This is a genomic window from Williamsia sp. z34 (assembly GCF_059553395.1).
The window spans coordinates 148765-169064 of the sequence record NZ_JCANWW010000012.1 but is presented as its reverse complement, the minus strand read 5'-3'; the positions used below and the strand labels follow the sequence as shown (position 1 = coordinate 169064).

At 65.5% G+C, this 20300-nt stretch carries 20 protein-coding genes, 1 tRNA gene and 1 other RNA gene; 11 read left to right on the top strand and 11 right to left on the bottom strand.

What is annotated here, in order from left to right; genetic code table 11:
• Positions 1 to 902 precede the first annotated feature (902 nt).
• Both AC51GT_RS23765 and AC51GT_RS23760 read right to left on the bottom strand, forming a co-directional pair.
• Positions 903 to 1214 carry a hypothetical protein gene (locus AC51GT_RS23765; protein ID WP_496330363.1) on the bottom strand — a complete coding sequence of 104 codons (312 nt, stop codon included), beginning with the start codon at positions 1212 to 1214 and terminating at the stop codon, positions 903 to 905.
• Between the two features lie 223 nt (positions 1215 to 1437).
• Positions 1438 to 1526: transfer RNA gene (locus AC51GT_RS23760), tRNA-Ser, on the bottom strand.
• A gap of 93 nt (positions 1527 to 1619) precedes the next feature.
• Here AC51GT_RS23760 and ffs point away from each other — a divergent pair.
• The 5 genes from ffs (at position 1620) to AC51GT_RS23735 (ending at position 8242) form a co-directional block, all read left to right on the top strand.
• Positions 1620 to 1716: signal recognition particle sRNA small type (ffs, locus tag AC51GT_RS23755), an RNA gene on the top strand.
• Positions 1717 to 1795: 79 nt separating this feature from the next.
• Positions 1796 to 3076: an aspartate aminotransferase type Ic gene (locus AC51GT_RS23750; RefSeq protein WP_496330362.1), complete on the top strand. Its 1281-nt coding sequence runs from the start codon at positions 1796 to 1798 to the stop codon at positions 3074 to 3076.
• Positions 3077 to 3125: 49 nt separating this feature from the next.
• Positions 3126 to 4448: a glycosyltransferase 87 family protein gene (locus AC51GT_RS23745; RefSeq protein ID WP_496330361.1), complete on the top strand. Its 1323-nt coding sequence runs from the start codon at positions 3126 to 3128 to the stop codon at positions 4446 to 4448.
• 38 nt (positions 4449 to 4486) lie between these two features.
• Positions 4487 to 5830 carry a glycosyltransferase 87 family protein gene (locus tag AC51GT_RS23740; RefSeq protein WP_496330360.1) on the top strand — a complete coding sequence of 448 codons (1344 nt, stop codon included), beginning with the start codon at positions 4487 to 4489 and terminating at the stop codon, positions 5828 to 5830.
• Between the two features lie 114 nt (positions 5831 to 5944).
• Positions 5945 to 8242 carry a DNA polymerase III subunit gamma and tau gene (locus AC51GT_RS23735; protein ID WP_496330359.1) on the top strand — a complete coding sequence of 766 codons (2298 nt, stop codon included), beginning with the start codon at positions 5945 to 5947 and terminating at the stop codon, positions 8240 to 8242.
• Here AC51GT_RS23735 and AC51GT_RS23730 read toward each other — a convergent pair.
• Positions 8239 to 9564, bottom strand: a complete 1326-nt coding sequence (locus AC51GT_RS23730) for a class I SAM-dependent methyltransferase (protein ID WP_496326365.1) — start codon at positions 9562 to 9564, stop codon at positions 8239 to 8241. The two genes, AC51GT_RS23735 and AC51GT_RS23730, sit on opposite strands and share 4 nt — an antisense overlap.
• A complete protein-coding gene (locus AC51GT_RS23725) occupies positions 9561 to 10973 on the bottom strand; it encodes an FAD-binding oxidoreductase (RefSeq protein WP_496330368.1) in 1413 nt (470 codons plus the stop codon). The genes AC51GT_RS23730 and AC51GT_RS23725 overlap by 4 nt, the downstream gene beginning before the upstream one ends.
• 119 nt (positions 10974 to 11092) lie before the next feature.
• On the opposite strand from AC51GT_RS23725, the gene AC51GT_RS23720 reads away from it, so the two are divergent.
• The 6 genes from AC51GT_RS23720 to AC51GT_RS23695 all read left to right on the top strand — a co-directional run bounded on the left by AC51GT_RS23720 (position 11093) and on the right by AC51GT_RS23695 (position 14428).
• Positions 11093 to 11533: an SRPBCC family protein gene (locus AC51GT_RS23720; protein WP_496326366.1), complete on the top strand. Its 441-nt coding sequence runs from the start codon at positions 11093 to 11095 to the stop codon at positions 11531 to 11533.
• Positions 11534 to 11620: 87 nt separating this feature from the next.
• Positions 11621 to 12478 carry a pseudouridine synthase gene (locus tag AC51GT_RS23715; protein WP_496326532.1) on the top strand — a complete coding sequence of 286 codons (858 nt, stop codon included), beginning with the start codon at positions 11621 to 11623 and terminating at the stop codon, positions 12476 to 12478.
• A gap of 11 nt (positions 12479 to 12489) precedes the next feature.
• On the top strand, positions 12490 to 12837 hold the full coding sequence (locus tag AC51GT_RS23710; RefSeq protein WP_496330358.1) for a hypothetical protein: 348 nt from the start codon (positions 12490 to 12492) through the stop codon (positions 12835 to 12837).
• An 81-nt stretch (positions 12838 to 12918) separates the two neighbouring features.
• Positions 12919 to 13239, top strand: coding sequence for a YbaB/EbfC family nucleoid-associated protein (locus AC51GT_RS23705; protein WP_496326533.1), 321 nt, complete (start codon positions 12919 to 12921; stop codon positions 13237 to 13239).
• A gap of 6 nt (positions 13240 to 13245) precedes the next feature.
• A complete protein-coding gene (gene recR, locus AC51GT_RS23700) occupies positions 13246 to 13857 on the top strand; it encodes a recombination mediator RecR (protein WP_482137001.1) in 612 nt (203 codons plus the stop codon).
• Positions 13858 to 13864: 7 nt separating this feature from the next.
• A complete protein-coding gene (locus tag AC51GT_RS23695; RefSeq protein WP_496326368.1) occupies positions 13865 to 14428 on the top strand; it encodes a uridine kinase family protein in 564 nt (187 codons plus the stop codon).
• 3 nt (positions 14429 to 14431) lie between these two features.
• Here the strand turns inward: AC51GT_RS23695 and AC51GT_RS23690 are convergent, their stop codons facing one another.
• The 7 genes from AC51GT_RS23690 to AC51GT_RS23660 all read right to left on the bottom strand — a co-directional run bounded on the left by AC51GT_RS23690 (position 14432) and on the right by AC51GT_RS23660 (position 20258).
• On the bottom strand, positions 14432 to 15772 hold the full coding sequence (locus tag AC51GT_RS23690) for a hypothetical protein (protein WP_496326369.1): 1341 nt from the start codon (positions 15770 to 15772) through the stop codon (positions 14432 to 14434).
• 277 nt (positions 15773 to 16049) lie between these two features.
• Entirely contained in the window at positions 16050 to 16694 is a 645-nt protein-coding gene (locus tag AC51GT_RS23685; protein ID WP_496330357.1) for a phosphoribosyltransferase, read from the bottom strand.
• 70 nt (positions 16695 to 16764) lie between these two features.
• A complete protein-coding gene (locus AC51GT_RS23680) occupies positions 16765 to 17301 on the bottom strand; it encodes a hypothetical protein (RefSeq protein ID WP_496330356.1) in 537 nt (178 codons plus the stop codon).
• Positions 17301 to 17855: a hypothetical protein gene (locus AC51GT_RS23675; protein WP_496330355.1), complete on the bottom strand. Its 555-nt coding sequence runs from the start codon at positions 17853 to 17855 to the stop codon at positions 17301 to 17303. The genes AC51GT_RS23680 and AC51GT_RS23675 overlap by 1 nt, the downstream gene beginning before the upstream one ends.
• A 5-nt stretch (positions 17856 to 17860) precedes the next feature.
• Entirely contained in the window at positions 17861 to 18586 is a 726-nt protein-coding gene (locus AC51GT_RS23670) for a type 1 glutamine amidotransferase (RefSeq protein WP_496326373.1), read from the bottom strand.
• A 1-nt stretch (position 18587) separates the two neighbouring features.
• Positions 18588 to 19862 (bottom strand): Mur ligase family protein, encoded by a 1275-nt coding sequence (locus tag AC51GT_RS23665; protein WP_496330354.1) that lies wholly within the window; start codon positions 19860 to 19862, stop codon positions 18588 to 18590.
• Positions 19863 to 19937: 75 nt separating this feature from the next.
• On the bottom strand, positions 19938 to 20258 hold the full coding sequence (locus AC51GT_RS23660) for a metal-sensitive transcriptional regulator (protein ID WP_496326375.1): 321 nt from the start codon (positions 20256 to 20258) through the stop codon (positions 19938 to 19940).
• Between the last annotated feature and the right edge of the window lie 42 nt (positions 20259 to 20300).

The following is a 20300-nucleotide window of genomic DNA, read 5'->3' as shown; positions in this document are numbered from 1 at the left end:
TTTGGCGGAGCTACCGGGACGGCTTTCGAACCCTCTACCTGAGGTCGAGCGTGTGCTGGAGTACTTCGCTGACCTGCGGAAACGTAAGGATCAGGGTTTGTAGCGGAGTCGGAAGGGATCGTCGGCAAGTTCGGCTTGGATGACTTCGAGGCCGTGGAGGGCGAGTGGGAGCCAGTGACTTGGTGTGCCGTCGCGGTGGGTGCGCCAGTTGTCGATGGGTGTTCCACGGGGTTCCCACTAGGTGAGATGAGGGGGGATGGGGAGGTTGTTTGCTGATCTGGGGATGCGCGTGGCGAGTCGGCGTTTCTCGAAGGTGACGACGGCGAAGGCGGTGCCGTGCGAGTAGAAGAACCAGCGACCTTCGAAGGTGAGTCCTGTGATGTAGTCATCGTGGGCAAGGATGTCTCTGAAGAATCTCGTTTGCTGCTCGAAGCCGGTCGCGATGCTGATGATGGCGCGGGCGACGGACCGGAGGGCGGGGTTGTTGAGGTCGTCTTCGGGGAAGCGGCCGGTTGCTGGTCGTTGGCTGGATCTCTGGCTTCGTCAAGGGGATTGTGTTGTTTCATTAGCTAACTTCATGATGCGGGTGCAGCGCACGAGTCCCTTCGTAAACCAACGATACTGCGGTGTGGGGCATGTGGCAGTCGGATGATTTTCTCCCGAAATAAGGGTAAGTCGGGCCGTGATACGACTATTTCTTCTGTCTTGGGACGAAGGGGCTCCACGCGCGCTGCGTAAGGCCGCATGTCCGGGTCGACAAGGTCGAGCCCGCGGTTGTTGACTTTTATCGATCGATGCGAATGTCAGCGGACAAGGTCGATCAGATTCGGCGAGTGGTTCGAGATGAAACTGAGAGCCGACAGGCCGAAGCGTCCCGACTGGCATCGGTCGCGGCAGTCGCGCTAGACAGAGTGCGGCGGGAACGCGAGAAGCTCATGGAGGCGCACTACGCGGGCGCGGTTCCTCTGGACATCCTCAAGACCGAGACGTCGCGGCTCACGCGCGAGATGAATGACGCGGAGAAGCAGGTCGAACAAGCGGAACGCTCGCTTGCGGAGCTTCTCAAGCGGCTCGACAACGCTTTGGGTCTGGTTCAGTACTGTGATCGCTTGTATGCGCATGCGGAGGGCAAAGAGCGTCGCATGCTGAACCAGGGCATATTCGCGAAGCTCTTCCTCGACGAGGATGGAAGCGTTGAGTACGCCGACGTGCATGAGCCGTTCGCAAGCATCATGGCAATCGACCCGGACACCACGGTGACGACGGTGGCGGGTCGGGCGAAGGCCGTCGTGGACAGGCTCTTGAATGAGGCCCGGGATGCCGGATCTGTAGGCGATACCGAGCCGGAGGCCTGGAGTGGCGCGCTACTCAGCTTCACGGGACCAAAAAGAACACGGCGCGCACTTGCGTGCGCGCCGTGTTCGAATAACGATCACTTGGCGGAGGATAGGGGATTCGAACCCCTGAGGGCTATTAACCCAACCCGCGTTCCAGGCGAGCGCCATAGGCCACTAGGCGAATCCTCCGTCCGGCAGCCTACCGGGTATCTGCGTACTCACCAAAAACGGGCTGGTGATCGGGCAAGTTTTCGCACTCGGCGGTCGGCCCGCTACACTCGTTTCTGGATCCCGCGCGGCGAGCATCCTGTGAACTCCCCCAGGGCCGGAAGGCAGCAAGGGTCAGCGGGCTCTGCCGGGTGCGCGGGGTCCCCTACTTTGTTTCGAGCTATCCGCTGTTTCGCGCGAACCGCCGCGCAACCACAGTTCCGGAGCGGGCCGTTCCGGGAAAGGCCGTAGTGAATTTCCACTCGATGAGTGCTGACCAGCTGACCGCCACCCACTCCGAGCTACGTGCGAAGTATCAGGCGCTCGTCGATGCCGGCCTCAAGTTGGACCTCACCCGAGGCAAGCCCGCCCCCGCGCAACTCGACCTCTCGGCGGAACTGCTGTCCCTGCCCGGCGCCGACGACTACCGCGACGGCAACGGCACCGACGTCCGCAACTACGGTGGCGTCACCGGTCTGCCCGAGCTGCGTGCGATCTTCGGTGAACTGCTCGGCATCCCGACCGACAATCTGCTGGCCGGCGGCAACGCCAGCCTCGAGATCATGCATGACCTGGTCGTATTCGCCCTTCTGCACGGCACCCCCGATTCCCCGGAGCCTTGGGGACGGGGCCCGATCAAGTTCCTGTGCCCGTCGCCCGGCTACGACCGTCATTTCGCGATCACCGAGTCATACGGGATCGAGATGATCACCGTGCCGATGAACGACGACGGTCCCGATGTGGCGTTCTGTGCAGATCTGGTCGCCGCGGATCCGCAGATCAAGGGCATGTGGTGCGTCCCGACGTACTCGAACCCGACCGGCGTCACATACAGCCCCGAGGTCGCCCGCGGCCTGATGTCGATGAAGACCGCGGCGCCCGACTTCCGCATCATCTGGGACAACGCGTACGTCGTGCACACCCTCGTCGACGAGCCGCCGACCCCGATCGATGTCCTCGGACTCGCCGCCGCTGCCGGTCAGCCGAACCGGCCGTTGATCCTGGCCTCGACCTCCAAGATCACCTTCGCCGGAGCCGGTGTCTCGTTCTTCGGATCATCGGCGGAGAACCTGGCCTGGTACCAGCGCCACGTCTCGATCAAGACGATCGGTCCGGACAAGCTCAACCAGTTGCGTCACCTCCGGTTCTTCAAGGACGCCGATGGTGTGCGGGCCCATATGGCCAAGCACCGTGAGTTGCTGGTGCCGAAGTTCACGATGGTGCTGCAGATTCTCGAAGAGCGGCTCGGTGGCGCCGAGGTCGCATCCTGGACCGAACCCGAGGGCGGCTACTTCATCAGCCTCGACGTCATCGACGGCACCGCTGCCCGTGTCATCACGCTGGCGAAGGAAGCCGGTATCTCGCTGACCGGTGCCGGCTCGGCGTTCCCGTACAAAAAAGACCCGAACAATCGCAACATCCGATTGGCCCCGACGTTCCCCGGCCTCGACGAGCTTCGTGTGGCGATGGACGGCGTGGCGACCTGTGTGCTGCTCGCGTCGGCGGAACAGTTGCTCGAACAGCAGGGCTGAACATGCACGCGTGTGGTGACCGGACAGGTCGTTGAGAGAGCGCAATTCGATGGGCACCGAGTCCGTCACCCCGGAGTCGCACACAGAGAACACCGCAGAATCCCGACCCGAGCGGACCGTGCCGTGGCCTGCCGCGGTCGTGGTGGTCTCGGTGATCCTCGGCCTGCTCGCGATCTGGCTCCAGCACCTCTCGGTGCCGCTGGACGAGCCCTACTGGGGTCTGTTCGGTAACCAGCTCGACCTCGAGGTGTACCGGCAGGGTGCCCAGGCCGTCATCGATGGTCATCGCCTGTACGAGGCCAAACTGGTCGGCGTCATGGATTACACCTACGCCCCGGCGTCGGTGTTCGTCTTCGTGCCGTTCGCGCTGATGACCGTCGAGATGGCCCGGGTCGTGTGGATGGCGGGCATCTTCATCGCGCTGTACTTCGTCATGACGCTGAGCTTCAAGAATCTCGGCTATCGGATCACCTGGCCCGTGCGGAGCATGGCCATGTCGCTGGTGCTGATCTCCACGTTGATGGAGCCGGTGCGAACGACCATGTGGTACGGCCAGATCAACGTCTTCCTGATGTTGTTGATCCTGTGGGACCTGCTGCGGGCAAAGGACAGTCGGCTCCGGGGCCTGGGGGTCGGGATCGCGGCAGGCATCAAACTGACGCCGCTGATCTTCGTCTTCTATCTCGCGATCAACCGCAACTGGCGATCGGTGATCGTTGCCTGTGCCGGGCTCGTCGGAACCGTGGTCCTCGGGTTCCTGGTGATGCCGCGCGACTCGTGGAAGTACTGGAGCGGGACGTTCATCGACTCAGAACGGGTGGGGGCGCCGAACACCGTTGGCAACCAGTCCATTCGCGGCGCCCTGGCGAACCTGGGGCAGACGGACAACCCGAACATCCTCGTGTGGGGCACGCTGGCGCTGTTGGCGTTGGCGTTGGGCATGGTCGCGGCCTCCCTGGCCCATCGCGCCGGCCAGGAGTTGCTGGCGATCACACTCGTCGGGATGACAGGCACGGTGGTGTCGCCGATGTCGTGGGGTCACCACTGGGTGTGGGTGGTTCCGATGCTGGTCATCGCGGTGCACCTGATGCTGTCGGCGCGGACGCCTGCGCTCCGGATCCTCGCCGCGGTGGGGGCGCTCGCGATGCTGCTGACCACCTTCATCTGGCGCAGCTACCGAGACCATCCGGTGCTCCAGATCGAACGCGTACTACCCGACGGGTACTTCACCGGACTGTTCCACAAGTTCGGGATCAGCTGGCTCCGGTGGTTCACCTACGACCCCTACAACTGGATGTTCCTGGTGACCGCGATCGTCAGCATCATCTGTCTCACGGCACGCCGCAGGCCCGAAAAGGTGTTACCGGGCTAACATTTCTGGCGGAGTCACTGCTGGGGGAAGGCGGAAGAGTGTCCACTGACGAGGCCACCACGTCTTCGGCGCGCTCACGATTCCCGACGAGTCCCTGGCTGCTGGCCGGGTTCGTGGTCGCTGCACTGTGTGCGATCTACGTCCAGGTCACCTTCATCCCGCTCGACGCCAAGGTCTTCGGTCTCTTCGAGAACCAGGTCGACCTGCACGTCTATCGTCAGGGCGCGCTGCACCTGATGCACGGGCAACCGCTGTACGAGGCCCCGATGCTGCCGAACGGGTTGCTCTACACCTACACCCCGTTCTCCACGATCGTCTTCCAGCCGTTTGGCTGGCTCGCGGTCGGCTCGGCCGACGTGGTGTGGACCGTACTGACATTCGCGGCGCTGTTCTACGTGATCGTGGCGTCGTTTCGGAGCCTCGGGTACCGGGCCGACTGGCGGTTGCTGGTGGTTTCCGCGGCGCTGGTGTGCTGCTCGACGTTGCTCGAGCCGGTCCGGACCACCATCTGGTACGGACAGATCAACATCTTCTTGATGGCGATCGTGCTGTGGGATCTGCTGCGGCCGGATGGCAGTCGGCTCAAGGGGATCGGTGTCGGTCTGGCAGCGGGCATCAAACTCACGCCGGGCTTCTTTGTTCTGTACCTTGCGATCACCCGGCGGTGGCGCGCGATCGTTGTCGTGGTCACCACCATCGTCTGCACGATCGTGATCGGCTTCCTGGCCACGCCCCGGCAATCGTGGAAGTACTGGACGGATCGGGTGGTCAACTCCGAACGCGTCGGCCCGATCGATGCGCCGAGCAATCAGTCGATCAAAGGCGCGATCGCCACGACGTTCGCAACGGTCAACCCCAATCAGGTGTTGTGGGCGGTGCTGGTCGTCGTCGCGGTTGTGCTCGGGATGGGCGCGGCGTACGTCGCACACCGGCGTGGACAGGAGCTCCTGGCGCTGTGCCTGACCGGGATGACGGCGACCGCGGTGTCCCCGTTCAGCTGGGGACATCACTGGGTGTGGTTCGTGCCGCTGCTCGTCTACTTGATCCATCTGCCCATCGCGGCCTGGCGCGCCGGGCGGATCGGACTGCTGTCGGTGACGCTGTTGCTCCCGGCCGCGCTGTTCACCACGGCCTTCATCTGGCGCAACTACCTGCCCGGTGGCGCACTGGGATTCACGCCGTTCTACGGGACGGGCATGTTCATGACCCGGTTCCCGGACTGGCTGCGATGGTTCTCCGCCGAACCGTATCTCTGGATTTTCGGGGTCACGGCGGTGGCGACGCTGGTGGTGTGGGGACCGGCGGAGTTCCGGAGGTCGCGGACTCCGAAACCCGCTCCGGAGCCGGCCGAGGTCGCGGTCCGGGACAGTTTGCTGGACTAGCACCGGCTTTCGATCGCGGCGGGTGTGATCGGTGGATCGATCAGCACACGATTGCGTGGTGGGCAACAACTGGCCGACCCCGCGGCCGTCGGACCTCGCCGGTACTCTCGCACCGTGGCTCTTTACCGGACTTATCGCCCCGCGACCTTCGCCGAAGTTGTCGGGCAGGAGCATGTCACCGAGCCTTTGGGTGTGGCCCTGAACTCCGGCCGGATCAACCATGCGTACCTGTTCTCCGGGCCGCGTGGTTGCGGTAAGACGTCGTCGGCCCGAATCCTGGCGCGTTCCCTGAACTGTGAGCAGGGGCCCACCGCCTCCCCGTGTGGGGTCTGTTCGTCCTGTGTGGCGCTGGGGCCGGGTGGCCCGGGCAACATGGATGTGATCGAACTCGACGCCGCCAGTCACGGTGGTGTCGACGACACCCGCGAACTGCGCGATCAGGCGTTCTACGCACCTGCCGAGTCGCGCTACCGGGTGTTCATCATCGACGAGGCCCACATGGTCAGCAACGCGGGCTTCAACGCGCTGCTCAAGATCGTCGAAGAGCCGCCAGAGCATCTGATCTTCATCTTCGCGACCACCGAACCCGAGAAGGTCTTGCCGACCATCCGGTCGCGAACCCATCACTACCCGTTCCGTCTGCTGGCCCCGGCGACGATGCGCGGCCTGCTCGAACGCATCTGCGCCAGTGAGCAGGTCACCGTCGAGCCGACGGTGTTCCCGCTGGTGATCCGGGCCGGCGGTGGTTCTCCTCGTGACTCGCTCAGCGTTCTCGACCAGCTGCTCGCCGGTGCTGGTCCAGAAGGCGTGACCTACCAGCGGGCGCTGGCATTGCTGGGTGTCACCGACGTGGCCTTGATCGACGACGCCATCAACGCGTTGGCCGACCACGACGGCGCCGCGCTGTTCGGGACGGTCGAGGCCGTGGTGGACGCCGGCCACGACCCCCGGCGGTTCGCGGTCGATCTGCTCGAACGACTGCGAGATCTGATCCTGCTGAACGCCGTCCCCGATGCCGCGGCCCGAGGCCTCGTCGAAGCCCCGGACGATCAGGTCGAGCAGATGGTCGCCCAGGTCGCCCGGCTCGAAGCGGGCACACTGACCCGATTCGCCGAGACCGTCCACGACGCACTGGGGGAGATGCGCGGGACCACTTCCCCGCGGCTGCTCCTGGAAGTGATGTGCGCCCGGATGCTGCTGCCGGCCTCGTCGGACTCCGAATCGGGTGTCCTGCAACGGATCGAGCGCATCGAATCACAGCTCGCCAGTGGCGTGATCGCCGCCCCGGCCGGTGGTGCGCCTGCGCCGTCCGGATCGTCGGCGGCTCCGGTTGCGGCACCCGTCGACGCGGCGCCCTCGAAATTCGTCCGACCGTCGCAGCGTAAACAGCAGGACGGCGTGGCCGAATCGGAACCCGAGGTCATCGAGGCGTCTGCACCGGAACCGGTTCCCACCCCCGAACCGGTTCCGGCCTCGACCCCGCCGCCCGCACCGACACCGGCGCCGCAACCCGAACCGGAACCGGAACCCGTCGCGGAGCCAGAGCCGGTCCCAGAAGCGGCGCCGGTTCCGGAAACCGAGCCCGCGCTCGAGCTTGTCCAGGAGGCCGAGTCGGAGCCCGAACCCGCGCTCATCCCTGCGCCGCAACCGGTTTCGGTCACGCCTGAACCTGAGGTGACGCCTGAGGCAGCGGTAGTGCCCGACCCGGCGTCGGAGCCCGAACGGGAGCCCGAACCGGCATCGCCGTTCGATGACGTCCCGCCGCCGCCCGAGCCCGACTTCGAGCCCGAACTCGAGCATCAAGGTGAGCCCGAACCACAGGCCGAACCGGAGCCCGAGGTGGCCGCTGCCGGGATCGATCTGGCTGAGGTGCAGGCGAAGTGGCCAGAGGTCCGGGCCGCGGTCCGCGCTGCCAACAAGGTGACCGAGGTGATGCTCTCGGGAGCCTCGGTCCGGGGGATCGACGGCAGCACACTGATCTTGAGCCACGACTCGCAGCCGCTGGTTCAGCGGTTGAGTTCGCAGCATGCGGTCGACGTGATCAACGCGGCGATGTCACATGTTTTCGGCGGCGACTGGCAGGTGCAGGTGCATGCGGCGTCCGCGATGCCGGCCATGCCGAAACCCAAGGCCACCCAAGCCGATACCCGCAAGCCCGAGGCGAAGCAGGCCACCTACACCCGGCCCAGTCGCGGCGCCGTTGCGGCGAGCCCCAGCGACGACGAGGCACCCGAACCGGAGCCTGAACCGGAACCTGCTCCGGAACCGGTCAAAGATGAAGACCTCACCGACGACGAGCGCAACGAAATGGTTGCCACCGCCCGCAATTCAACGCCGGACCCGCGTCAGGACCCCGAACAGATCGCGATCGCGCTGCTGACGAGTGAACTCGGGGCGACGCGGATCAACTAGGCCTGCCACCACGGGCGCAGTGGGAGTCCGCCGTTGCCGCCGTTGTCGTCGAGTTTGACCGCCAGTACCTGGTGGAGCTGAATGATGTTGCGGTCGAAGCCGAGTCGGCAACCGGCCATGTAGAGGCCCCAGAGCCGGGCGGTGCTTTCGCCGACTTCCTCGACGGCGGCATCCCAGTTCTCGACGAGGTTCTTGTTCCAGTCGCGCAGGGTCATCGCGTAGTGCTCGCGTAGGTTCTCCTCGTGGAGGACCTCCATCGAGCCGATGTCCTGGATTGCGGAGATGATCGTGCCCGAACCGGTGAGTTCGCCGTCGGGGAAGACGTAGCGGTCGATGAAGGCGCCCGCCTTGCTCTTTGATCTGTTGTTGGGGCGGGTGATGCAGTGGTTCAACAGGATTCCGCCGTCACGCAACTTGGTCCGGATGAACTTGAAGTACGACGGATAGTTCGCGATCCCGATGTGTTCGGTCAGGCCGATCGACGACACGGCGTCGAAACCGTCCTCGGTGATGTCGCGGTAATCGCTGTGCCGTACCTCGGCGAACTCGCCGAGACCTTCGTCGATGATGGCCTGCTGCGCGAACTGCGCCTGCTCTGCGGACAGGGTCACGCCGATGACGTGAACCCCGCGACGGGCGGCATATCGGACCATCGAGCCCCAGCCGCAACCGATGTCGAGCAGTCGGTCACCGGCCTTGAGTTTCAACTTCTCGAATACCAGACGGTATTTGTTGTCCTGTGCCTCTTCCAGGCTCGCTTCCCGGTTCGGATAGCAGGCGCAGGTGTAGGTCATCGAGGGTCCGAGGACCAGTTCGTAGAAGGCGTTGGAGACGTCGTAGTGGTAGTGGATGGCCTCGGCGTCACGGGTCCGGCTGTGCCGCAGACCCTCTGCGATCCGGCGCCACCGCGGCAGCTGTTCCTGTGGTGGCGGGGCGATCAGCTTGAAGTGTTCCAGACCGATCGAGCGCGTGATCTGAGCCATCGTGCGGGCGGAGGGCCGCTCGAAGTGGATGTCCTCGGCGAGGGCCCGCAGCGCGTCGTACGGGTCGCCGCCGGGCGCACCGTGCAGCTTGAGGTCGCCGGCGATGTAGGCGCGGGCCAGTCCGAGGTCTCCGGGAGCTGTTGCCAGATAGGTGGTTCCCCGGGGCGTCACCAACTCCACGCCGTACTCGGCATCCTCAGGGCCGGCCGAACTGCCGTCATACGCGGTCACCCGTACGTTCAGATCTCCACCGGCAAACGCTTCGACGACCTCTGCCAAGCTGAGCTTGGGACCTACCACCGAACCGGAAGTGAGGTCATTTTCTTTGAATGTCGTCACTGACGTTGCACCGCCTTCGCGTATAGGTCGAGAAGCCGCGACCCTGGGTCGTAGTGTTTCTTCAACAGGCGGTAGGACTCCCCGCCGTACAGCTCATCGAACTCTTCTTTGCCGTAAAAAGACTCGGAATACAGCGACTTGTGACCGCCGAGCTCGGACACCTTGATCTCGATCAGGCGATTTGCGTAGCCCTCGGGTTGGTCGTCGCGCTTGGGTACCGCCGACCAGAAGCCCACGTTGACGTAGGTCCGCGCCGGTTCGAGGGGGTACAGCGGCCACGGCCGCAGCGCGTCGGCGCCGGGCAGTGCCGGTTCGCGAAGCCGCAATGGGCAGAGCCAGATCGGTTCGATGGGAATGTTCTCGAGGAACCATGCGATGAACTCGGCGGTGCGCTCGATCGGCACCTCGATGTCCTGGACGACGCGTTCGTTCGGGGGCTCGCCCTTGCGGGCATTGAGCTTGTCACCGACGTTGAATCGATGATCGAGCCCGATCAGCTTCCAGTAGAAGCTGCTGCGAAGGAGTTTCTTGGGCCACAGCCGCCGGATACGGGGGTTCTGCGCACCGAAGGCGCGGGAACACCAGAACCAGTCGGTATCCCAGCGCCAGAGGTAGTCCGAGATGGTGAGGCGGTCGCGGATCGGTGTCGAGTCGGCCGAGTGCTGGATGGAGCGGTAGAAGATCTGATCGCCGGTGTAGTCGCTCACCGGGCCGCCCGCGGTGGTCTGCCGACCGAGGATCAGGTAGCTCTCGGCGGCCGAGAAGACCACACCGTCGAGATAGTCCACGCGTTCGCCATCGAACTCGCCGTCGTCGACGATCTGTGCCATCGCCGATTGGAGTGCCTCGACCGTGGTGAACCGGACATGTCTCAGGTCGACGAACGGTGCGACCTCTTCGAGTTCGATCCGCAATCGCGTCGAATATCCAAGCGTGCCGTAGGAATTGGGGAATCCGAAGAACAGATCCGAGTTCTCGCTGGTCGGTGAGGTGGTGACGATCTCACCTGCACCGGTGAGGATGTCGATCTCGAGGACCGACTCGTGCGGCAGCCCGTTGCGAAACGACGTCGACTCGATACCGAGGCCGGTCACCGCGCCACCGAGAGTGATCGTCTTGAGCTGCGGAACAACCTTCGGGGCAAGGCCATACTTGAGTGTGGTGGCGACAAGTTCCTCGTACGTGCACATTCCGGCCACGTCCGCGGTGCGCGCGGCAACGTCGACGGAGATCACCCGGCCGAGTCCGGAGACGTCGAGTCCGGGGTACGGATTCTTGGCTCGTTTGCGGAAGAGGTTGGATGTCTTCTTGGCCAGCCGGACCCTGCCGGAAGCGGGAATTGCCCGGTAACTCGCCAACAGTGTCGCGACTCCCTCATCGAAGGCGGCGCGACCGGACACGGAACCCATAACCCTCGGCACGCATAAGAGCCTAGGACCACCGTCCAGGACATGCCACCTCGGAGTGCCCATCTGTTGTTCTGGCAGGCTCGGGGTCTACAGCATCACAAACCGGAAGGTGATTTTTCGTGGCACAGGTAACCGCATCACAATCGATTGAGATCAATGCCGCGCCCGAGCAGGTTCTGGCGGCGCTGTCCGACTACCAGACCGTTCGGCCGGCCATCCTTCCTTCGCAGTACCGGGACTACGCCGTTCTCGCCGGTGGGGTCGGCGCCGGCACCGTCGCCAAGTGGACCCTGCAGGCGACGTCGAAGCGCTCGCGCAACGTGCAGGCCTCCGTCGATCAGGTGGGTTCGACGATCACCGAGACCGACACCAACTCCTCGATGATCACCACCTACCAGGTACAGCCGCTGGGCACGGGCTCGAAGGTCACCACCGTCACCACCTGGCAGGGTGCCGGCGGTATCGGCGGCTTCTTCGAGAAGACCTTCGCACCGAAGGGTCTGGGCCGGATCCAGGCCGAGGTGCTCGGAAACCTGAAGTCGCACGTCGAACGCGGCTGATCTGCGACGTCCCGGCCCGGAAGAGTCCTGTTGAGGAACCGTAGACCGTCGCCGCTGCCCCTGCGGGACGGTGTCGACCCGACCCGCGTGGTGTTGCGCCGCTCGGACGTCACCGTCGCCGAGGCCATGCTGGCGGCACCGGCCTGTGCCGGGCTCACCGTGGTCGACCTGTCGGCCCGGGCCGCCGAGGGCGAAGTGCTCGATATCGCCGGCGACCGGGTCGACCTGAGCGCGCCCGCGGAGGTGGGCCGGCCGATCTACTTCTATCGCGACCTGCCAGACGAGACGCAGATCCCGTTCGACATGCCGATCATCCATCTCGACGACGACCTCGTGGTGGTCGACAAGCCGCACTTTTTGGCGACGATGCCGCGGGGGGCCCATGTGGTGCAGACGGCGCTGGTGCGGTTGCGGCGCGAGCTCGACAATCCGCAGATCAGCCCGGTACACCGGCTGGATCGACTGACCGCGGGTGTCCTGATGTTCAGTGTGCGACCGCAGGCCCGGGCGCCATATCAGCTGTTGTTCGCCGATCGGCGGGTCGACAAGGAGTACCGGGCACGGGCCCCGCTCGGCGACGTCGAGCTACCGGTGACCATCCGCAATCGCATCCTGAAGGACTCCGGTGACCTGCGGGCGCGGGTGGTTCCCGGTGAGGTGAACGCGATCTCCCGCATCGAACTCACCGTCACCGCCGGCGACCACGGCGTCTACCGGTTGCTCCCGCAGACCGGCCGCACCCATCAGCTCCGGTTGCACATGTCCGGTCTCGGGATCCCGATCGAGGGCGATCCGCTGTATCCGCAGGTCCGGCCGGATGTCGCCGCCGCACCTGACCACGGCGACTTCTCCAGCCCGCTGCAACTGCTCGCCTACGCTGTGGAGTTCGACGACCCGCTGACCGGCCGGCGCCGCCGATTCGAGAGCGTCCGCGATCTGCACTGAAGGAGGACCCCATGGCCATCATCGTTTCCCATGACCGCTACGAGGACCTCGACTGTGAGGTTGTCGTCTTTCTCGACGACGAGTCCGGGGACTGCTTCCAGGTGCAGCGGGACCTGACGCCGCCGCCGTCGACGACCTCGGCGGCCGGGGTCTACCAGATCAGCACCGGTACCGGGCCCGCGGTGGAGCAGGGGATCGTGGCCTGGCAGCGCAACGGCGACGAGTTCGAGTTCGCCCTCTCGCCCCCCGCGTCGCGGATGTTCGGGGGCAACGCGCGACTGCGATTCGAGGCGCAACCCGCCGACGGCGATACCATCGATGACATCGCCGCTGCGCTGGAACGCATGACGCGCCGGTGAGCGCCCGCCGGCGCTGACGCAGCAGGTTCGACAACAGACGATTCAACGCAAGGACAAGATCAAGTGCAACCAGACAACCCGATGGCCGGACTCCTCCAACAGGCCCAGGAGATGCAGCAGCAACTGCTGGCAGCTCAGGCCGAGATCTCGGCGGCCCAGGTGACCGGAACCGCCGGTGGCGGGCTCGTGACCATCACCGGATCCGGCACCGGTGAGGTGACCTCGGTGACGATCGATCCCAAGGTTGTCGACGCCGACGACGTGGAGACCCTGCAGGACCTCATCGTGGGCGCGCTCGCCGATCTCGCCGACAAGCGTGATGCGCTGACGCAGCAGAAGATGGGCCCGCTGGCCGGAGGCCTCGGCGGTCTCGGCGGCGGTTTCCCCGGCCTGGGCGGGTAACCACCGGTGTATGAAGGCCCGATCCAGGACTTGATCGACGAACTGGCCAAACTGCCGGGTCTCGGTCCGAAGGGTGCGCAACGCATCGCCTTCCACCTGATGGCTGTCCCGGCCGGCGACATCGATCGGCTGACCGCGTCGCTGGTCCACGTCCGTGACGATGTGGTGTTCTGCGAGGTCTGCGGCAACGTGTCCGCGCAGGCACGCTGCCGCATCTGCCGTGATGCGCGGCGGGATGCGAGCAAGATCTGCGTGGTGGAAGAACCCAAAGACGTGCAGGCGATCGAGCGGACGAAGGAGTTCTCCGGCCGCTATCACGTGCTCGGCGGCGCCCTCGACCCGTTGGGCGGCATCGGGCCGGATCAACTTCGCATTCGGGAACTGTTGCGCCGCTTGGGAAACCAGGAAGACGGTGTCGATGTCAGCGAGGTGATCGTGGCCACGGATCCGAACACCGAGGGCGAGGCCACCGCCACCTACTTGCAACGCATGCTCCGTGATTTCCCCGGGCTGTCGGTGACCCGACTCGCCTCCGGCCTGCCGATGGGCGGCGACCTCGAGTTCGCCGACGAACTGACACTGGGCCGGGCGCTGTCCGGCCGTCGTGTGCTGACCTAGGTTCGAGATGGTGGACCAATCCTGGACGGACAGCCTTGCCCGGCAACTGAAATCGGGCATCGTGGCGATCGACGGGCCGTCGGGTGCGGGGAAATCGACGTTTGCCGACGCCCTGGTCGCACGGCTCGAAGAGTTGCGGACCCGGGTGGTCCTCATCCGCACCGACGACTTCGCCACCTGGGACGACCCGGTGGGATGGTGGCCGGAGCTGGAAGAAGAAGTGCTGCGGTCGTATTGGCGCGGACACGACTTTCGCTTCCATCCTCGGATCTGGCGGGACGGCAAACCCGAACTCGGTCCGCGGGTGTGGCTGCGCTGGGAACCGCTGCTGATCATCGAAGGTGTCTCGAGCGCCCGCATGCCGGTACGCCGTCATCTCAAACGTGCGCTCTGGCTCGACGGCGGCACCGAGGAGCAGCGACTGGAGCGCGGGGTCGCCCGTGACGGTGAGTCGCAACGTGAAAACCTGCGCCGCTGGCAGGATTTCGAGCGCGGTTGGTTCGCCGTCGACCGAACCCGCGACTACTGCGAGATCGTTCCCGAATACGTGCTGGGGTCCGCGACGACCTGATCGTCAGCGCGTCGACGCTCCGGTGTTGTCCTCGGCCAGACAGACGGATCGAAGTACGTTGTGGTAGACGATGAGTCCGTAGGTGTTCGGTGCATTGATCAGACTGCCCGGGTTCGGCACCAGTTGCGTCAACTGCTCCGGGGTCAGCGTGGGAAGCAGTAGCTGCAACACCGAGGCCGTAGCCGGCTTGCTCTGGGTGTAGGCCAGGCTGAACACGTGGGTGCTCAGGGCGTAGGCGTAATAGCCCGCAGTCATGGATTTGGTGACCGTCAGGTCTGAGAGCGGGACGGTCTCGGACATGTCCGCACCCTTGAGGTGATTGCCCACCAGACCGGTGATGGCCTGTGTCGGGGCACCGCCCACGTAGGGAACAAACCCGAGGCCGAGGGCCATCAGTGTCTCGATGGTCCCGAAGTCCGCAGGATCTTCCGGGATGAGGTTGTGCGGCACCTGCGCCCGGCTCATGAAGTCCTGCAGCCGCGCGGTCTGGTCGGCGACCTGCGCGCTCGTCGAGGCATCCGTGGTGTCCTGCAGATACTGCGAGGTGCGGTCGACGATCCGGGACAGCGGCAGCGATCCCACCGAGGGGCAGGTCTTTTCTTCGGCGATCATCACCTGTCCGGCGATATCGGTGAGTATCTGCGGTACCCGGTTCGGGAAGCGCAGGTCTTTGACGGGCTGACCGGCCTTGTCCTTCTGCTCCTGGGTGACCGAAACGATGCAGGCATCGAGGAGCGCGGCGCTCAGTGCTTCTTTGACCATGTTGATCGCCATCGAGCCAAGGCTCAGCGGCAGCGAGATCAGCAGTCCGAGGCTGACGGGGCCGATCGGCATGATCGGCGGAATTGTTCCCGCCACCAGTGTCATCGGGATGATGACGGTGATGTAGAGGTAGAGATACACGGTCTCGACGGCCTGCGACAGGGTCATGTTCTCGAGGGTGATCGCCTCGTACTCGGTGCCGTTCCGGATGTTCATCAGCTGCGTCAGGATGTACTGCGACAGTGGGTCCCGGTATTGCAGACTCGGGGAGTCCTCGGACGCACCGAGGCCCCTCGGGTGGTTCGAGATCGCCAGCGACGACACCCTCAGGCCGTCCATGTCGCGATGGGCGCCGGCCTTGATGGAGGCGGCGTCCCGCTGGACCTGCTCGGGCATCTGGGGTAGCAGCGAGTCGAAAACCGCATCGTAGATACCGCCAAGGGTCGCGAAGTTCGACCCGACGCATTCTTTCGGTGGACCGGCGCTCGGTGAGGACGTCGAGGGCGGCGGCGGGGCGGCGGAAGCCGAACCTGCGGTGCCCACCACACCGCTGCCGACGAAGGTCACGAGTGTCAGGCTCATGACGATTGCCGCGATGCCGACGTGGAGCAGGTGCCGTAACGACTGATGCGGCCGAGCTGACAAGACGATCCCCGATCTTTTGACTGCCCCCGAACGGACAGCGCCACGAGAGTAGGTTCTCACGGTTTATGTGGAAACCCGGACTAAGAATCGCAGCAAAGCGGACATTGCGCCGGCAACATCGTGATATCCACGATGCGCAACTTCTAGCTGGCGAACGTTAGATTGCTGGTAGCGAATGGGTGTCGCAGCCCGCCGGGGCATGCGAACTGCCCGGTCAACTGGGCGAATGCGCGAGCAACTTGCACACCGTGGCGTCGGAAACCTGCTCGAATCGTTGGTACCACTGGCCCACCGCCCGGAAATCGTCCGGCGTGCTCACGCAGACGACATCGTCGACCAGTGGCGCGATCTCGGAGATGGCCGAGTGTGGTGCGACGCCCACGGCGACGATCAGTCGTTTGGGCTTCAGCGGCCGGGCGGCCTCGATCGCGGCCCGCATGGTCGCCCCGGTGGCGAGCCCGTCGTCGACCAGGATGGGGATCCGGCAGGCGATATCGGGCGGCGGCCGGCCGGCGCGGTACGCCTGTTCGCGGCGGGCGAGTTCGCGGGTCTCGGTCTCGACGACGCTGCGCAGCTGTGCGTCGGTGACCCCGTATTCGGAAACCACCCGCCGATTGATCGTCGGGGAACCGCCGAAGGCCACCGCACCGAGCGCCAGTTCCGGACTACTGGGTACCCCGAGTTTGCGGATGATGCAGGCATCGAGCGGTGCGTGCAACGCCGCCGCGACCTCCCAGGCCACCGGAACCCCGCCGCGGGCGAGGCCGAAGACGGTGACGTCCGGATTGTCGACGAGACCGGCATCGCGGGAGATCAGTGCGTCGGCCAGCAGCTTGCCGGCCTCCTTGCGATCTCGCAAGGCGTGACCCCGGTTGCCCCATGATTGTCGCGTGACTGGTCACCTCCGCAGGCGGCACAGATGCGAGCAGTTACAGGAACTGTGCCTTTGTGATGCAGCTCTTTCCATTCTGCACGATCACCTCGTACACGATGCGGGATTGGTTGACCGCCTCACCCGACTGCCAGGACGACGCGACCAGGACCTCGGCGGTAGGTGCGGCCAGATCGTGGGGTGTGACCGCGATGGCGTCGAATGTGACTGTGCTGGAGCGGTTCTGGGCCTTGAGCTGGTCGGTGAACGAGATCAGGTTGGGGAGCGCTTTTTCTGCGAACTCGCCGCAGGTGCGGTCCTTGAATGTTGCGATCTGGGTGTCGGCGGTGGCCGGGCTGATCTCGAACATGCTGCGCGTGACCTGCTCGGCGATGTCGCGGGCCTGCTGATCATCGATCACCGGGGTGGGGGTGGCCGGTGGTGCGGCGTCGGAGTCGTCGTCCGGGGCGGTCAGGGTGGCCAGCACGATGGTCAGGGCGATGACGGCGACAAGGACCACTGCCAGGATGATCGCCGTGCGCAGGCGTCGGGCTGAGCCCGCGGGGCGCCTGGGTTCGGGTGTTCCGTCGGTCATCACAACACCTCCATCGCGTTGATGCACATCGGGACGGCGGTGCGGTCCACCGTGAACTCGATGGCCGTGGTGGCGGGCGGGGCCGGTGCGTTGTTCTCGGTGGTGTTGAGGACGAAGAAGGCGAGCACCGTTGCGGTGGCCTCATCCTGCGCCACGATGCCGTAGTGGGCGTTGGCGGTCGCCACACTGCGATTGGTGTCCGCGACGATGCCGGTGAACGTTTTTGCGGTCTCGTTCCACTGCTCGAGGGCATCTCCACACAGCGATGCCTGTGCTGATTTCACCGTCGCGTCGATGGTGTCCGGCGTGAAGTTGTAGAGCGATTCGGTGGTCGCCCGGACGGTGTCGACCGCCGAGGTGTCGGGGGCCGTCACGACCGTGGCGGGTGGCGCCGCAGAATCGTCGTTGCCGGTCACCGACCAGGTGATCGCCCAGGCGGCGGTCACGATCACGGCCAGCGCGATGAGTCCGAGCGCGAAGACCAATGGTGCCTTGGTGGGGACACGGTTCTGTGGTGGAGGGCCACCGCGTGGTGGCACCGGTGAGTTCGCCATGGGTCTCAGCCGCGGCGGCCGGCCGCCAGGCGCTCGCGGCGCAGGCGCTCGACCTCGGGGAGGTCCAGCGGCTCCAGGTTGTCCACGCCCAGCGCCCGGGACAGCAGCAGATCGGCGAGTTCCGGGTTACGGGCCAGCGCCGGGCCGTGCATGTAGGTACTGATCACCGAACCCTGTACAGCGCCTTCGATTCTCTCGCCGACGCCGTTGCCGACACCGTGCTTGACGCGGGCCAGAGGTCGCGCGTCCGGGCCGAGAGTGGTTCCGCCGCGGTGATTCTCGAAGCCGGTCAGCGGCGCGGTCAGGCCGGACTCGGGCGTCGGCTCGGTGATGAGTTCGCCGATGCTGCGGGTCTTTTGGGGTGTGGTGGTGAGGTCGAGCATCGAGATGCCGTCGACCCGTTCGCCGGCCGAGGTCTCGTACCAGTGCCCGAGCACCTGGATGGCCGCGCAGATCGCCAGGACCGGTCGTCCGGCTTCGGCGGCCCGTTGCAGCCCCGGGTATTTCGTCAGATGCCGGGTCGCCAGGCGCTGCGCGTAGTCCTCGGCGCCGCCGAGGGTGTACACGTCGAGGGATTCGGGGACCGGGTCGGCGAGCGTGATCTGGACGACCTCGGCGTCGATGCCGCGCATGCGGGCGCGCTGCCGCAGGATCAGGGCGTTGCCGCCGTCGCCGTAGGTGCCCATCACATCGGGCAGGACCAGACCGATGCGCAATGTCGATTCGCTCATGTCAGCGGATTCCCTTCTCCGCGCGGGCCATTGCGATTCCCAGGTCGCGGAATGCGGTGTAGTTCGCGAGTACTTCGACCCGGCCCGGTGGGCAGGAGGCGATCGCTGCCATCGGGTCGGCGATCGTGGTGTGTTCGGCGCCGGCGTAGAGAAGGCGTACCCCGAGGTCGGTGGCCCGTTCCCCGGCGGCGACGACCTGGATGTTCTCGAACTCCTCGAAACGCACATCCCAGAGCCAGCTCAGGTCCTCACCGTCGGGCACCTGACCGTTGACCGCGATGACCAGCCCTTCGGCGTCCTGGTCGATCATCGACATGGCTTCTTGCCAGCCGGCGGGGTTCTTGGCCAGCAGCACGCGGACGCGATGTGGTCCGATCTGGTGGACGCCGTACCGGCCGGCCACCTCGCCGACCGTGCCCGCCGCTGCGGCGGCCGATGCGGGGTCGGCGCCCATGGTCACCGCGGCGGCGATCGCCTGTGTGGCGTTCCCGCGGTTCGCCTTGCCCGGCACGGCGAGTTCCATCGGGTGGGAAAAGCCGTTGGGTCCGTACACGTGCGTCTCGTCGAACCACCAATCAGGTTGGGGCCGTTTGAAATCGATGGCGGGGGAGTACCAGTGATCGCCTTCGCGCACGATCGGCTCCCCGGAGCGTGGGCAACTGACCGAGTCGTTGGCCCAGCCCGCACCCGCGGCCACCCACACCACGTTCGGGGCGTCGTAGGCGGCGGACGAGACGAGTACATCGTCGCAGTTGGCGATGATGGTGGCTTGCGGATGCCGGGCGATGCCCTCGCGCAGGCGGCGTTCGATCATGTTGATCTCACCGACCCGATCGAGCTGATCCCGGGACAGGTTCAGCAGCACGATCGCCTCGGGTTCGACGGCGTCGCTGACGTGGGGGACGTGCAGTTCGTCGACCTCGAGTGCGGCGAGCTTTGCGTTCGGGTGCAGTGAGAGCGCCGCCACGATGCCGGCGTCCATGTTGGCGCCGTCGGCCTGCGAGGCCACCTCGCCGAGTGAGGCGAGCGCCGCAGCGGTCATCCGGGTGGTCGTGGACTTGCCGTTGGTCCCGGTGATGATGACGGTCCGCTTGCCGCGGCCGAGCTCACCGAGAAGGTTCGGATCGATCTTCAGCGCGACCAGGCCGCCGATCATGGAGCCTTTGCCGCGGCCGGTTTTCTGAGAGGCCCAGCGGGCGGCAGCGGCGGCGCGCAGGGCCAGCTTGGCGCGTGGTCGGAGCCGGGCGGATGGGCGCGGTCGGTCATCGTCGAGCATGGCAGCGAGTTTGTCACAGGTCCCGGTGTGACCCGTGTCGAGACCGGTCGGGCCCTGGCAGCCACCGGTGAGGAGTCAGGATCGGACCAGCCGGGCGATGGCTGCCGACGCCTCGGCGAGTTTGAGTTCGGCTTCTTCGCCGCCGGTCTGTGCGGCGTCGAGCACACAGTGCCGCAGGTGGTCGTCGAGCAAGCCCAGCGCGACGCTTTCGACCGCCTTCGTCAGCGCGGAGATCTGGGTGAGGATGTCGATGCAGTATTGCTCTTCGTCGACCATCCGATGGATCCCTCGGGCCTGGCCCTCGATGCGCTTGAGTCGGGCGAGGTACTTCTTCTTGTCGTCGATGTACCCGTGTGGGGCCGAGTGGTCGGCGTCAGCGGTCGGGGTGGCAGTCATGGTGACGATCCTAGGGTTCTCGTGAGTTGGACGGGTAGATGC